The following is a 14,405-nucleotide window of genomic DNA, read 5'->3' on the forward strand; positions in this document are numbered from 1 at the left end:
GGTTAGGAGATCACCACCTTGATGATGCCGGTGAGGGCGATCTGGGTGAGGGAGAGGGGGACGAGGAGGGTCCAGGAGAGCTTCTGGAGCTGGTCCTCGCGCAGGCGCGGGTAGGTGACGCGGAGCCAGATGACGAGGAAGGCGAGGATCGCGGTCTTCAACAGGGTCCAGACCCAGCCGAGGCCTGCGGTGCCCCAGGGACCGTGCCAGCCGCCCAGGAAGAGGACGGTGGTCAGGCCGCACAGGACGACGATGCCGGCGTACTCGGCGAGCAGGAACAGAGCGAAACGCAGACCGGTGTACTCGGTGTACGCGCCGAAGATGATCTCCGAGTCGGCGACGGGCATGTCGAACGGCGGGCGCTGCAGCTCGGCGAGTCCGGCGACGAAGAAGACGACCGCGCCGACCATCTGCCAGGGCACCCACCACCAGTGGAAGGCGTGCAGGATGCCGGGAAGGGAGACGGTGCCCGCGGCCATGGCGACCGAGGCCGCGGCGAGCAGCATCGGGAGTTCGTAGGCGAGCAGTTGGGCGGCCGTGCGCAGGCCGCCGAGCAGGGAGAACTTGTTCGCGCTGGCCCAACCGGCCATGAGCGAGCCGAGCACGCCCACGCCCATCACCGCGAGCACGAAGAACACGCCCGCGTCGAGGACCTGGCCGACGGCGCCCGCGCTCGGGCCGATGGGGATGGCGAGCAGGACGAGGAGGTAGGGCAACAGGGCGACGGCGGGGGCGAGCTGGAAGACACGGCGGTCGGCGCCGGCCGGGACCACGTCCTCCTTCTGCGCGAACTTCACGCCGTCGGCGATGAGCTGGGCCCAGCCGTGGAAACCGCCCGCGTACATCGGGCCGAGGCGGCCCTGCATGTGGGCCATCACCTTGTGCTCGGTCTGCCCGACGATCAGCGGGAACGTCAGGAAGACGACGAACACGACCAGGAGTCGCAGGGCGACGTCCAGCGCGCCGTTCACTGCGGGCCTCCTATGGGATCGTCGTCGTGCGGGCTGTCGGGGGTGGAGGGGGTCTCGGGACTGGCAGGGGCCTCTCGGTTGGCGCCGTCGTCACCGGTGACCGGCTGATCGGACCGTTGCCCGGCCTGCGCGGCCTGCCCGGCGTCGACGGGCGTCCGCCCAGGCTTCGTGGCAGCCTGCTCGGGCTCCGTGAGAGCCTGCTCGGGCTCCACCGGGACCTGTCCGGGCTCCACAGCGGCTTTCCCGGACTCCGCCGGTGTCCGCTCGGGCTCCGCCGGGACCTGTTCGGTCTCCGCCGAGGTCCGCTCGGGCTCGCCGTGCACCTGCTCGGGCTCCGCCGGTGTCTGGCCGGGCCCCGCCGGGGCTGCCTCGCGCTCCGCCGGGCCTTGTCCGGGCTTCACAGCGGCTTGCCCGGATTCCGCCGGGACCTGTTCGGACACCGCCGAGGTCCGCTCGGCCTCGCCGTGGACCTGCTCGGGCTCCACAGCCGCCCGCCCGGACTCCACCGGCGTCCGCTCGGGCTCCACCGGAACCGGCTCGGGCTCCGCCGGGGCTGTCTCGCGCTCCGCTGGGACCTGCTCGCGCTCCACAGCCGCCTGCTCGGGCTCCGTCGGCGTGCCCTCGGGCTTCGTCGGTTGCTCGAAGGCCGGGCGGGCATGGTGCCACGGGGCGTCGGAGCTGCGCGGGGCCGGGCTCCGACGAGCGGGGCGAGCCGCGCTGTCCGGTGACGTCGGCTGGGCCTGGCCCGGTGCCGTCGGCTCGTCCGACGCAGGTGCCGTCGGCTCCTCCGAGGTGGGCTGCGCGGCCTGGGTCCGCTGGGCGGCCGAGCCCTCCGAGGCAGTGCGCGCGCGGCGGGGACGGGCCGGGGCTGGGCCGGGCTCGTGCGCCACGGACGCCTCGGCCGCCGGGCCTTCCGCCGCCCCGGCCCGAGTCGCATCGCCCTCGGCCGCGTCCTCAGGTGCCGGTGCCGGCGTCTGGCTCACCGAGCCGTCACTCGCACTCCGCATCCGCCGCGGCCGGGCAGCACTTGCATCAGCTGCAGCACCGGATCCAGCGGCGCCGGCAGCGGCCTCGCTGCCCTGGGCCGCCTGCCCCGCCTGAGTCACCGAGCCCTCGCTCGCACTCCGCATCCGCCGCGGCCGCGCACCAGCACCAGCACCAGCACCAGCACCAGCACCAGCACCAGCACCAGCACCAGCACCAGCACCAGCACCAGCACCAGCCTCCCCCGCCTGGCCGGTCTGGCTTGCTGAGCCCGCCGCTGCCGTACGGGTGCGTCGTACCGGGCGTTCGCCCGCCGCGCGGGTCGGGGCAGCCGGTAGCCGGCCCTTCAGCGGGCCCCATTCGTTGGGGTCCGGGACGCCCGGCGGCAGCATCTGCCGGCGCTTCGGGCCGCCGTGCTCGGATTCGCCGGGCTCCTTGGCGCCGGGCCAGGCCTTGGCGACGCGGGCGGCGAGAACGAAGTCCTTGCGGAGGGGGTGGCCCTCGAAAGTCTCGGGGAGGAGCAGGTGCTCCAAGGAGGGGTGGCCCTCGAAGCGGACGCCGAACATCTCGTGGGTCTCGCGCTCGTGCCAGGCGGCGCCCGCGTAGACCCCGACGGCGGACGGCAGCGTCGGCGCCTCGTGCGGGACGGTGGTCCGCAGCAGCAGTCGGCGCACCGGCGAGAGCGCGACGACGTGCGCGGACACGCGGAAACCCGTGCCCGGCTCGTCGACCGCGCTCAGCCAGTCGAAGTAGGTGCAGCCCAGGGTCGTACGGGCCGTCTGAAGGGCGGTGAGCCAGGACGACGGCGGTACGTCCACGGTCAGGAGGTCGTAGGACTCCTCGGCCGTGGTGTTCGTACCGAAGAGGTCCTCGACCGGGGCGGGCAGCCAGCCGACGGTGCTCATTGAGCGTCCCCCTCGGCGGCCGGTACAGGAGGCCTCACCAGGTCGCTGGTCAGGGCGGCCGCGGACGGCCGGGAGTGTCCGTACCGCTCCCCCAGCGACTCCCGGGCGATCTTCTCCTGGAGCTTGAGGATGCCCTGGAGCAGCGCCTCGGGGCGCGGCGGGCAGCCGGGGACGTAGACGTCGACGGGGATGATCTGGTCGACGCCCTTCGTCACCGAGTACGAGTCCCAGTAGGGACCGCCGCAGTTGGAGCAGGCGCCGAAGGAGATGACGTACTTCGGCTCGGGCATCTGCTCGTAGAGGCGCTTCACGGCCGGGGCCATCTTGTCCGTGACCGTGCCCGACACCACCATCAGGTCGGCCTGGCGGGGGCCGGGCGCGAACGGGATGACACCGAGGCGGATGAAGTCGTGGCGGGCCATCGACGCGGCGATGAACTCGATCGCGCAGCAGGCGAGGCCGAAGTTGAAGACCCAGAGCGAGTAGCGGCGACCCCAGTTCAGGACCACCTTCATCGGCTCGGGGGCCAGGCGGGCCAGGGCGCCGAGCCGCTTGGGCTCCGGCAGGTACACGGGCTCCGGGTTCACGTCCATGCCAGGACGCCCTTCTTGTATGCGTACAGCAGGCCCACGGCGAGGAAGCCGAGGAAGACGAACATCTCCACGAGCGTGGTCGCGCCGTAGCCGGGGGCGGCGAAGACCGTCGCCCAGGGGAACAGGAAGATCGAGTCGACCGCGAAGATCACGTAGAGGAAGGCGTAGACGTAGTAGCGGACCTGGGTGTGGGCCCAGCCCTCGCCGACGGGGTCGACGCCGCACTCGTAGGTCAGGAGTTTCTCGGGGGTCGGCACGACGGGGCGCAGCAGGCGGCCCGCGCCGAAGGCGACCGCGACGAACAGCACGCCGACGAGGGCGAGCAGGCCTACCACCGAGTAGGACCGGAAGTAGCCGGCCGCGATGACGTTCGCCGCTGCGGCCGTCGAGTCCCCCAACGTCTCCCGCACCGTCCGTCCCTCGCTCCCTGACCTTGTGACCCGCGTGAATCCGTGAACTCTGTGATGCCACGTGATTCGACGATCCGTACGCACGGGAGTCTAGGCCCTGATAAAGACACGGTAAGCAGCCCGTCACGGGCTGAGACAGGTGGTGCGGGCCGGGGTGGGGATTTCCCCCGTCGGCGGAGGGCGGCGTACCGCATGGCGCTGAGGCTGCCGGGCACGGCAGGCTGACCGCCATGACCGCTACCAGTTCCGCCGCGGGCCGGGCCGACAGCGCCGACCGGCTGCCCCCGATCCGGCCGGCGTTCGACGCGCACACGTGGAAGGAGATCCTGTATCTCCTGCTGAACTTCCCGGTGACGGTGTTCGGCTTCGTCTACGCGATCACCACGCTGGCCGTCGGCGGGTCCCTGACGGTCACCGTCGTCGGACTGCCGCTGCTGGCGCTCAGCCTGCTGGGCTCCCGGCAGCTGGGGAAGCTGGAGCGGGCCCGCGCCCGGAGGCTGCTCGGGGTGCGGGTGGAGGAGCCGACGCCGCTGCCGCTCGCCAGGAGCGGCACGCTGACGCAGCGGCTGTGGATGGCGCTGAAGGACCCGGTGGGCTGGCGGACGATGCTCTACGACGCCATCCGGCTGCCCTGGGGCATCCTCACCTTCTGCACCGTGCTGACCTCGTTCTTCGTGCTGTGGCCGGTGCTGCCGTACCTGGCACGGGGGCTCGCGAACGTGGACCGCTTCATGGTGCGCGGACTGCTGTCGCCCTCGGACGAGCTGGAGCGCCGTATCGCCGAGCTGGAGTCGGACCGCGGGGTGGTGGTCGACACGGCCGCCGCCGATCTGCGGCGCATCGAGCGGGACCTGCACGACGGGGCGCAGGCGCGGCTGGTCAACCTGGCCATGGGGCTCGGTCTGGCCAAGGAGAAGCTGCTGGAGGATCCCGACTCGGCGGCGGCGATGGTGGAGGAGGCGCACGGCGAGGTGAAGCTGGCCCTGCAGGAGCTGCGCGACCTCGCCCGAGGCATCCATCCGGCCGTGCTCACCGACCGGGGCCTGGACGCGGCGCTGTCGTCCGTCGCCACCCGGTGCACGGTGCCGGTGAAGGTGACCGCGGACCTGCCGGACCGCCCGGCCCCGGCCATCGAGGGCATCGCCTACTTCACGGTCTCCGAACTGCTGCAGAACATCAGCAAGCACAGCCGGGCCCGCTCCGCGTCAGTGGACGTGTGGCGCACCGAGGACCGGCTGCTCATCCAGGTCCGGGACGACGGCCGGGGCGGCGCCCGGCTGGAGGACGGCACGGGGATGCGGGGCCTCGCGGAACGGCTGGGCGCGGTGGACGGCCTGTTCGTCCTCGACTCCCCGGTGGGCGGCCCGACGGTGGTCACGGCGGAGCTGCCGTGGCGTGACCGGGCGGAGTAGCCGACGGTTCCACGTGCGGGGACGGCTGCCGCGGTTCCGCAGGGGGGTGCGGCTGCCACGGTTCCGCACGCGTGTGCGGCGACTACGCGTCCTCATGCGGCCGCAGCTTGCCGGGCGCGGGGCCGCGTCGGACGTGCGGCGCCGCCGCGTGGGCGCGACCAGCCCACGACGCGCCCGCAGCCGCCTCGCAGCAGCACCCCTTTAACGGTCCGCGACCGGCCGACCGCACCGGGAAGCCGCCGGCACCGGACGACGGCCTGTCCGCCGAGGCAGGAGGTGGGGAAAACCCCCGGCCCAAGACGCCGACGGACTCCATGGCCCGGGAACCGGCGGCGCACGACTCTGGAGACACGGCTGAACCGCCGTACGGACGAGGAGAACGGGACGAGATCGATGGCCACGGACTACGGAGACGGGTACGGCCGGGGGGACGAACGTTCCGCCGCGACCGGCTATCGGCTGCCCGCCGCGCTGCGGGCGCCGTTCGAGGCGCGCAGCTGGCGCGAGTTCGGCTATGTCCTGCTGAGCCTGCCCCTGTCCATCGTGCTGTTCACCTGGACGGTGACCGTGGTGTCGCTCGGCGCGGGCCTGCTGGTGACCTTCCTCGGCATCCCGGTGCTCGCGGCGGCGCTCGCCGGCTGCCGGGGCTTCGCCGCGCTGGAGCGGGCGCGGGCACGCGGGCTGCTGGGGCTGGACGTGGCCGAGCCGGAGCCGCTGCGGATGCGCAAGCCGGGGGCGCTGGCCTGGATGGGCGCGGTACTGAAGAGCGGCTCCTCCTGGCGGAACCTGCTCTACGCGCTGCTGCAGTTCCCGTGGGCGGTGTTCGCGTTCTCGGTGGCGGTGACCCTGTGGTCCGTCGGCTGGACGCTGCTGACGTACCCGCTGTGGTTCTGGGTGTTCCCGATGTACGGCGGCCAGGGCGGGCTGCAGCTGTACGGCGACGAGCACCACAGCGTCTATCTCGACAACCCGTTCGAGATCACCGTGACCGCGCTGGTCGGGCTGCTGTTCACGCTGGCCGCACCGTGGATCGTGCGGGCCCTGACGACGGTGGACGGACTGCTGGTGCGCGGGCTGCTGGGGCCGTCGTCGTTGTCGGCGCGGGTGGTGGAGCTGGAGTCGGACCGCGGGGTCGTCGTGGACACGGCCGCCGCCGATCTGCGGCGCATCGAGCGGGACCTGCACGACGGGGCGCAGGCGCGGCTGGTCAACCTGGCCATGGACCTGGGGCTGGTCAAGGAGAAGCTGCGGGAGGATCCGCGGTCGGCGGCGGCGATGGTGGAGGAGGCGCACGGCGAGGTGAAGACGGCGCTGCAGGAGCTGCGCGACCTCGCCCGAGGCATCCATCCGGCCGTGCTGACCGACCGGGGCCTGGACGCGGCGCTGTCCTCGGTCGCCTCCCGGTGCACCGTGCCGGTGCGGGTCGAGGTGGACCTGCCGGAGCGCCCGGCCCCGGCCATCGAGGGCATCGCCTACTTCACGGTCTCCGAGCTGCTGCAGAACATCAGCAAGCACAGCCGGGCCCGGTCCGCGTCGGTGGACGTGTGGCAGACCGAGGACCGGCTGATGCTGCAGGTGACCGACGACGGTGTGGGCGGCGCGGACGTCTCCCGCGGCTCGGGTCTGGCCGGGCTCGCCGGACGCCTGGACGCGGTGGACGGCGTCCTCGTGGTCGACTCCCCGGCAGGCGGCCCCACCCGGGTGATCGCGGAACTGCCCTGGCGGACCTGACACCGGTACGCACCGCCGTACCTTTCGCGTCCCCTTCCCCTCCCCGATCGTTCAGGCTCCCCGATGCTCGGCAGAACGCTGGAAGAAGATCCCGGACCTGCCGCGCGGCGCGTACCGAATGCTGGAATGCTGGACCTCCGTACGGAGGACCGTCGTCGGAGAGCGGGATCGGGCTTGGGGGGCCGGAAGATCGTGGAGGACAGGGTGCGGGTGGTCATCGCCGAGGACTCAGTGCTGCTCAGGGAGGGCCTGACCCGGCTGCTGACCGACCGCGGGCACGATGTCGTGGCCGGCGTCGGGGACGCGGAGGCGCTGGTGAAGACCGTCGCCGACCTGGACGCGCAGGGCGAGCTGCCCGACGTGGTCGTGGCGGACGTGAGGATGCCGCCGACGCACACCGACGAGGGCGTCCGGGCGGCCGTACGGCTGCGGAAGGCGCATCCGGGGCTCGGGGTGCTGGTGCTGTCGCAGTACGTGGAGGAGCGTTACGCCACCGAGCTGCTGGCCGGTTCGAGCCGGGGCGTGGGCTATCTGCTCAAGGACCGGGTCGCCGAGGTGCGCGAGTTCGTGGACGCGGTGGTGCGGGTGGCCGGGGGAGGTACGGCGCTGGACCCCGAGGTGGTCGCGCAGCTGCTCGGCCGCAGCCGCAAGCAGGACGTGCTGGCGGGGCTGACCCCGCGCGAGCGCGAGGTGCTGGGGCTGATGGCGGAGGGGCGTACCAACTCGGCGATCGCCCGGCAGCTGGTGGTCAGCGACGGCGCCGTGGAGAAGCACGTCAGCAACATCTTCCTGAAGCTCGGTCTGGCCCCGAGTGACGGGGACCACCGGCGTGTTCTGGCGGTACTGACCTATCTGAACTCCTGACCGGACGACACTGTGTCAGCAAGGTGCCAGACCGTGCGGCTCATCGTGGATGACGGATATCCAGTCGGAAGACGGGACGAGGGAACCCGGGAAGGGCGTTGCGAACCGTCAGCGCCGCAGACCGGTCCAGAAGCGCTACAGGCCGACTCGAAATATCGTCCAATCTGTGGATCGCCTCGGGAAGGCGACCCTAACCGACGTAGGGTTGATCCTGGGATGGTCGGTGGGCCGACCACGCCCCGGACAGCCGCCTCGAAGGAGGTCCAGTTCAGTGACCAGCCAGGTCAGTAGCCCAGCGGAGCAGGCCGACGCGAACGTCGTGGGAGAGCAGCGCCAACCGGGTGACGCGAAGGACGTGCGGCGCCTGGACCGGGTGATCATCCGGTTCGCGGGGGACTCGGGTGACGGTATGCAGCTCACCGGTGACCGGTTCACCTCGGAGACCGCTTCCTTCGGCAACGACCTCTCCACTCTCCCGAACTTCCCCGCCGAGATCCGCGCCCCCGCCGGCACCCTGCCCGGCGTCTCCAGCTTCCAGCTGCACTTCGCCGACCACGACATCCTGACCCCGGGCGACGCGCCGAACGTCCTGGTTGCGATGAACCCGGCCGCGCTGAAGGCGAACATCGGCGATCTGCCGCGCGGCGCCGAGATCATCGTCAACACGGACGAGTTCACCAAGCGCGCCCTGCAGAAGGTCGGCTACGACGCCTCCCCGCTGGAGGACGGCTCGCTGGACGGCTACAACCTGCACCCCGTGCCGCTCACCACGCTCACGGTGGAGGCGCTGAAGGAGTTCGACCTCTCCCGCAAGGAGGCCGAGCGCAGCAAGAACATGTTCGCGCTGGGCCTGCTGAGCTGGATGTACCACCGGCCGACCGAGGGCACCGAGAAGTTCCTGAAGTCGAAGTTCGCGAAGAAGCCTCAGATCATGGCGGCGAACATCGCCGCGTTCCGGGCGGGCTGGAACTTCGGCGAGACGACGGAGGACTTCGCGGTCTCCTACGAGGTCGCGCCGGCCGCCAAGGCCTTCCCGGTCGGCACCTACCGCAACATCTCCGGCAACCTCGCCCTGGCGTACGGCCTGGTCACGGCCTCGCAGCAGGCGGACCTGCCGCTGTTCCTCGGCTCGTACCCGATCACCCCGGCCTCGGACATCCTGCACGAGCTGAGCAAGCACAAGAACTTCGGCGTGCGCACCTTCCAGGCCGAGGACGAGATCGCGGGCATCGGCGCGGCGCTGGGCGCGGCCTTCGGCGGCTCGCTCGCGGTGACGACCACCTCCGGTCCCGGGGTCGCGCTCAAGAGCGAGACGATCGGGCTCGCGGTCTCGCTGGAGCTGCCGCTGCTGGTCGTCGACATCCAGCGCGGCGGCCCGTCCACGGGTCTGCCGACCAAGACCGAGCAGGCCGACCTGCTGCAGGCGATGTTCGGCCGCAACGGCGAGGCGCCCGTGCCGATCGTCGCGCCGATGACCCCGGCGGACTGCTTCGACGCGGCCCTGGAGGCGGCCCGGATCGCGCTGACGTACCGGACGCCGGTCATGCTGCTGTCCGACGGCTACCTGGCCAACGGCTCCGAGCCGTGGCGGATCCCGGACCTGGACGAACTGCCCGACCTGCGTGTGCGGTTCGCCTCCGGACCGAACCACACCCTTGCCGACGGCACCGAGGTCTTCTGGCCGTACAAGCGGGATCCGCAGACCCTCGCCCGGCCGTGGGCGATTCCGGGCACCCCGGGCCTGGAGCACCGCATCGGTGGCATCGAGAAGCAGGACGGCACGGGCAACATCTCGTACGACCCGGCCAACCACGACCTCATGGTCCGCACCCGGCAGGCCAAGATCGACGGGATCGAGGTGCCGGACGTCGAGGTCGACGACCCGCACGGCGCGAAGACGCTGGTGCTGGGCTGGGGCTCGACGTACGGCCCGATCACGGCGGCGGTACGGCGGCTGCGCCGCGCCGGCGAGTCGATCGCGCAGGCCCATCTGCGCCACCTCAACCCCTTCCCGCGCAACCTCGCAAGCGTGCTCGCGCAGTACGACAAGGTGGTCGTCCCCGAGATGAACCTCGGGCAGCTCGCCACCCTGATCCGGGCGAAGTACCTGGTCGACGCCCACTCCTACAACCAGGTCAACGGCATGCCGTTCAAGGCGGAACAGCTCGCCGCGGCGCTGAAGGAGGCCATCGATGACTGACGCCACCGACGGGCTGCTGCAGCTGGTCCCCAAGGCCGAGGCCAAGCAGTCGATGAAGGACTTCAAGTCGGACCAGGAGGTGCGCTGGTGCCCGGGCTGCGGTGACTACGCGATCCTCGCCGCCGTGCAGGGCTTCATGCCCGAGCTGGGGCTGGCCAGGGAGAACATCGTCTTCGTCTCCGGCATCGGCTGCTCCTCCCGCTTCCCGTACTACATGAACACCTACGGGATGCACTCCATCCACGGCCGCGCCCCCGCCATCGCCACCGGCCTGGCGACCTCGCGCCGCGACCTGAGCGTGTGGGTGGTCACGGGTGACGGAGACGCGCTGTCGATCGGCGGCAACCACCTCATCCACGCCCTGCGCCGGAACGTCAACCTCAAGATCCTGCTGTTCAACAACCGGATCTACGGCCTGACGAAGGGCCAGTACAGCCCCACTTCCGAACTCGGCAAGATCACCAAATCGACGCCGATGGGATCGCTCGACGCCCCGTTCAACCCGGTCTCGCTGGCGATCGGCGCGGAGGCGTCCTTCGTGGCCCGGACGATCGACTCCGACCGCAAGCACCTGACCGAGGTGCTGCGCCAGGCGGCCGACCACCCGGGCACGGCCCTGATCGAGATCTACCAGAACTGCAACATCTTCAACGACGGCGCCTTCGACGCCCTGAAGGACAGGCAGCAGGCCCAGGAGGCGCTGATCCGCCTCGAACACGGACAGCCGATCCGCTTCGGCGCCGACAACGAGCGCGGTGTCGTGCGCGACCGGGCCACCGGCGACCTCGAGGTGGTCACCGTGACGGCGGACAACGAGGCGGACATCCTGGTCCACGACGCCCACGCCGCGTCCCCGACGACCGCGTTCGCGCTCTCCCGGCTCGCCGACCCCGACACCCTGCGCCGGACGCCCATCGGTGTCTTCCGCTCCGTCGAACGGCCGGTCTACGACACGGCCATGGCCGAGCAGCTGGACACCGCGATCGAGCAGAAGGGCAAGGGCGACCTGGCCGCACTGCTGGCCGGCGGGGACACCTGGACGGTCGTCGGCTGAGCCGACCGCCGTTTCAGCCGTTCACGAGGCCCGGGACCGGTTCTCCCGGGCCTCGTCGTGTGCCCGGCGCCTCTCGTCGTAGGCCTGCCGGGCCTGCTCCACCTCGCCCATGCGGTCGTGGGTCCACCGGGCCAGTGCCCGTACCTGCTCCGCGGCCTCGCGGCCGAGGCCGGTGAGGGAGTAGTCGACGCGGGGCGGGATGACCGGCCTGGCGTCCCGGTGGACCAGGCCGTCACGCTCCAGGGTCTGCAGGGTCTGGGTGAGCATCTTCTCGCTGACGCCCCGCCCCCCGAAGCGGCTGATCGCCCGGCGCAGCTCACTGAACCGGTACGGCCGCTCCAGGAGCTCGATCAGGACGAGGACGCCCCAGCGGCTGGTGACGTGCTCCAGGACGAGCCGGTAGGGGCACAGCGCCTCGGCGTCCACGAGCTGCTTCTGACTTACTGCCATGTCAGTACCTTACTTCAAAGTGGGTACTTTCGATGAGTTAGTGCACCTCCTAGGGTGAGTGGCATACCCACCGCAGAAGGAGTTCCCCACCATGAGCATCGTCGTCACCGGAGCCACCGGACACCTCGGCCGGCACGTCGTGGAGCAGCTGCTGGAGAAGGTTCCGGCGGAGCAGATCACCGCCGTCGTGCGGGACGAGCGGAAGGCCGCCGACTTCGCGGCCCGCGGGGTGAAGCTGGCCGTCGCCGACTACAACACGCCCGAGACCTTCGACGGCCTGTTCGCCGCCGGCGACAAGGTGCTGCTGATCTCCGGCAACGAGTTCGACAAGGGCCGGGTGCAGCAGCACAAGGTCGTCATCGACGCCGCCAGGGCCGCGGGCGTGGCACTGCTCGCGTACACGAGCGCCCCCGGCAGCCTCACGGCCGCGCTGGCGGACGACCACCGGGCAACGGAGGAGGCGCTGCTCGCCTCCGGCCTGCCGTACACCCTGCTGCGCAACGGCTGGTACCACGAGAACTACACCGAGAACCTGGCCCCGGCACTGGAGCACAACGCGGTCGTCCAGGCCGCGGGCGACGGCCGGATCTCCTCGGCCGCCCGTGCCGACTACGCCGCCGCCGCTGTCGCGGTGCTGACCGGCGAGGGTCACGAGAACACGACGTACGAGCTGGGCGGTGACGAGGCGTGGGGCTTCGCCGAGTACGCGGCCGAGCTGAGCCGGCAGACCGGCAAGGAGATCACCTACAACGCCGTCTCCGTCGAGGCCCTCGCCGGCATCCTGACCGGCGCCGGGCTGCCGGGGCCGCTGGCCGCGATCCTGGCCGGCGTGGACGCCTCGATCGAGAAGGGGGAGCTGGTGGTCTCCTCCGGCGACCTGTCCCGCCTGACCGGCCGCCCGACCACGCCGCTGTCGGAGGCGATCGCCGCCGCCCTCAAGGGCTGAGCCGCAGAAGAGGCCCAGCCGCCCCCTCCCCCGCCTGTCATGACCGTATGCCGATACACCCATGACAGGCGCGGGTGCTCGGCGCTACCTTCGTTCTCGCGTGCCTGATGTGAGAAGGAGGGGGCCCGTGGCCGGGAAGTCCAAGGGTGAGCACCGGATAGGCCTGCTGAACGGTTTCGCCGCCTACGGTATGTGGGGTCTGGTGCCACTTTTCTGGCCCCTGCTGAAGCCCGCAGGGGCGCTGGAGATCCTCGCCCATCGCATGGTGTGGTCCCTGCTCGTCGTCGCCGTCGCCCTGCTCTTCGTACGGCGCTGGGCCTGGGCGGGACAGCTGCTGCGCCAGCCGCGCCGGCTCGGGCTGATCACGGTGGCCGCCACCGTCATCACCGTGAACTGGGGCGTCTACATCTGGGCCGTGAACTCCGGCCATGTGGTCGAGGCCTCCCTCGGGTACTTCATCAACCCCCTGGTGACCATCGCGATGGGCGTGCTGCTGCTGAAGGAGCGGCTGCGCCCCGTGCAGTGGGCGGCGGTCGCCACCGGCCTCGCGGCGGTCGTCGTCCTGACCGTCGGTTACGGCCGTCCGCCGTGGATCTCGCTCGTCCTCGCCTTCTCCTTCGCCACCTACGGCCTGGTCAAGAAGAAGGTCGCCCTCGGCGGCCTGGAGTCACTGGCCGCCGAGACCGCGATCCAGTTCCTGCCGGCACTCGGCTATCTGTTGTGGATCGGCGCGCACGGCGAGGCGGGCTTCGTGAACGACGGCGCCGGGCACGCGGCCCTGCTCGCGTCCACCGGGCTCGTCACCGCGATCCCGTTGGTCTGCTTCGGCGCGGCGGCGATCCGCGTGCCGCTGTCCACGCTGGGCCTGCTGCAGTACCTGGCGCCCGTCTTCCAGTTCCTGCTCGGCATCCTGTACTTCCACGAGGCCATGCCACCGGAGCGCTGGGCCGGGTTCGCGCTGGTCTGGCTGGCGCTGATGCTGCTCACCGGGGACGCGCTGCGCTCCGCGCGCCGGACCGCCCGTACCCTCGCCGGACAGGCCGGCGTGGCGGCCACCACCGTGCCGTCCGGCACGGTCAGGGCCGTACGGCACACGGAGAGCGTGGCCTCGGCGCCCGGCCCGGAGGCCGCGGCCGAGCCCTCGGCCGAGTCCGCGCGGCCGTGACCGCGCGCATCACCGGGATTCCGGGGCCCGGTTCCGGGTCGACGCCGGCGACGGCACGACGCGCCGCAGAGGCGGCGGCGCGAGAGTGACCGCACCGGTGGCGGCGCGAGGGAGTGCCGGGACGGAAGCGGTCCTTCCGGCCCGTGCCCGCGGCTATAAGTGGTCACCATGACCACCCAGACACCCGGCCCCACGCCCGCCCCGCTGCACTGGAAGCTCGTCGTCGACGCGGTCGACCCGCACACCCAGGCCGACTTCTGGGCCGCCGCGCTGCACTACACGGCCGAGGACAACAGCGCCCTGATCGAACGGCTGCTGTCCGTGGGCGCGCTGCCCGGCGCGGCCACCGTCGAGTACCACGGCCGCCCCGCCTTCCGTGACCTGATCGCCGTACGGCACCCCGGCGACCCGTACGACCCCGAGACCGGCACCGGGCTCGGACGCCGGCTGCTGTTCCAGCGCGTACCCGAGCCGAAGACCGTGAAGAACCGGCTCCATCTCGATCTGCACCCCGGCCAGGGGCGGCGCGGGGACGAGGTGGCGCGTCTTCGGGCGCTGGGCGCGCGGGTCCTGGCCGAGGTGAAGGAACCCTCGGGCGAGTGGGTGGTGATGGCGGACCCGGAGGGCAACGAGTTCTGCGTGCACTAGCCCGATGTTCTGCGTGCACCGGGCCGCCGCGCAGTGCCATCTGCACCGGAGCTGCCGGATCCCGCGCCTTGC

General features: G+C 71.6%; 13 protein-coding genes. 8 read left to right on the top strand and 5 right to left on the bottom strand.

The genetic code is table 11. The features are described 5' to 3' along the window. Nucleotides 1-2: 2 nt before the first annotated feature. Genes AB0L59_RS07730 through AB0L59_RS07745 form a run of 4 tightly spaced genes read right to left on the bottom strand, consistent with a single transcriptional unit; the run spans nucleotide 3 to nucleotide 3,863 of the window. Nucleotides 3-971: a complex I subunit 1 family protein gene (locus AB0L59_RS07730; RefSeq protein ID WP_365580505.1), complete on the bottom strand. Its 969-nt coding sequence runs from the start codon at nucleotides 969-971 to the stop codon at nucleotides 3-5. Further along, nucleotides 968-2,860, bottom strand: coding sequence for an NADH-quinone oxidoreductase subunit C (locus tag AB0L59_RS07735; RefSeq protein ID WP_365580507.1), 1,893 nt, complete (start codon nucleotides 2,858-2,860; stop codon nucleotides 968-970). Before AB0L59_RS07735 ends, AB0L59_RS07730 begins: the two co-directional genes overlap by 4 nt. Continuing rightward, nucleotides 2,857-3,453: an NADH-quinone oxidoreductase subunit B family protein gene (locus tag AB0L59_RS07740; RefSeq protein ID WP_365580510.1), complete on the bottom strand. Its 597-nt coding sequence runs from the start codon at nucleotides 3,451-3,453 to the stop codon at nucleotides 2,857-2,859. Before AB0L59_RS07740 ends, AB0L59_RS07735 begins: the two co-directional genes overlap by 4 nt. Continuing rightward, the gene (locus tag AB0L59_RS07745) at nucleotides 3,444-3,863 is read right to left on the bottom strand and encodes an NADH-quinone oxidoreductase subunit A (protein ID WP_365580513.1); all 420 of its coding nucleotides are present in this window, start codon (nucleotides 3,861-3,863) and stop codon (nucleotides 3,444-3,446) included. Before AB0L59_RS07745 ends, AB0L59_RS07740 begins: the two co-directional genes overlap by 10 nt. A 230-nt stretch (nucleotides 3,864-4,093) precedes the next feature. On the opposite strand from AB0L59_RS07745, the gene AB0L59_RS07750 reads away from it, so the two are divergent. From AB0L59_RS07750 to AB0L59_RS07770, 5 genes are all read left to right on the top strand, one after another. Further along, the gene (locus AB0L59_RS07750) at nucleotides 4,094-5,275 is read left to right on the top strand and encodes a sensor domain-containing protein (RefSeq protein ID WP_365580516.1); all 1,182 of its coding nucleotides are present in this window, start codon (nucleotides 4,094-4,096) and stop codon (nucleotides 5,273-5,275) included. 393 nt (nucleotides 5,276-5,668) lie between these two features. Next, entirely contained in the window at nucleotides 5,669-7,006 is a 1,338-nt protein-coding gene (locus AB0L59_RS07755) for a sensor domain-containing protein (RefSeq protein ID WP_365580519.1), read from the top strand. 204 nt (nucleotides 7,007-7,210) lie between these two features. Next, the gene (locus AB0L59_RS07760) at nucleotides 7,211-7,870 is read left to right on the top strand and encodes a response regulator transcription factor (RefSeq protein WP_365580960.1); all 660 of its coding nucleotides are present in this window, start codon (nucleotides 7,211-7,213) and stop codon (nucleotides 7,868-7,870) included. A 271-nt stretch (nucleotides 7,871-8,141) separates the two neighbouring features. Continuing rightward, nucleotides 8,142-10,070: a 2-oxoacid:acceptor oxidoreductase subunit alpha gene (locus tag AB0L59_RS07765; protein WP_365580521.1), complete on the top strand. Its 1,929-nt coding sequence runs from the start codon at nucleotides 8,142-8,144 to the stop codon at nucleotides 10,068-10,070. Continuing rightward, the gene (locus tag AB0L59_RS07770) at nucleotides 10,063-11,124 is read left to right on the top strand and encodes a 2-oxoacid:ferredoxin oxidoreductase subunit beta (RefSeq protein ID WP_365580524.1); all 1,062 of its coding nucleotides are present in this window, start codon (nucleotides 10,063-10,065) and stop codon (nucleotides 11,122-11,124) included. Before AB0L59_RS07765 ends, AB0L59_RS07770 begins: the two co-directional genes overlap by 8 nt. Before the next feature lie 21 nt (nucleotides 11,125-11,145). Here AB0L59_RS07770 and AB0L59_RS07775 read toward each other — a convergent pair whose 3' ends face one another. Next, nucleotides 11,146-11,574 carry a helix-turn-helix domain-containing protein gene (locus AB0L59_RS07775; protein WP_365580526.1) on the bottom strand — a complete coding sequence of 143 codons (429 nt, stop codon included), beginning with the start codon at nucleotides 11,572-11,574 and terminating at the stop codon, nucleotides 11,146-11,148. A gap of 91 nt (nucleotides 11,575-11,665) precedes the next feature. Between AB0L59_RS07775 and AB0L59_RS07780 the strand changes: the two genes are divergently transcribed. From AB0L59_RS07780 to AB0L59_RS07790, 3 genes are all read left to right on the top strand, one after another. Beyond that, a complete protein-coding gene (locus AB0L59_RS07780) occupies nucleotides 11,666-12,520 on the top strand; it encodes an SDR family oxidoreductase (protein ID WP_365580529.1) in 855 nt (284 codons plus the stop codon). A gap of 127 nt (nucleotides 12,521-12,647) precedes the next feature. Continuing rightward, nucleotides 12,648-13,685 carry an EamA family transporter RarD gene (rarD, locus tag AB0L59_RS07785; protein ID WP_365580531.1) on the top strand — a complete coding sequence of 346 codons (1,038 nt, stop codon included), beginning with the start codon at nucleotides 12,648-12,650 and terminating at the stop codon, nucleotides 13,683-13,685. A 168-nt stretch (nucleotides 13,686-13,853) separates the two neighbouring features. Further along, nucleotides 13,854-14,333, top strand: a complete 480-nt coding sequence (locus tag AB0L59_RS07790) for a VOC family protein (RefSeq protein ID WP_365580533.1) — start codon at nucleotides 13,854-13,856, stop codon at nucleotides 14,331-14,333. Nucleotides 14,334-14,405 lie beyond the last annotated feature (72 nt).

Origin of the sequence: Streptomyces sp. NPDC052109, assembly GCF_040680195.1 — a bacterium.
In the GTDB taxonomy this organism is placed as follows: domain Bacteria; phylum Actinomycetota; class Actinomycetes; order Streptomycetales; family Streptomycetaceae; genus Streptomyces.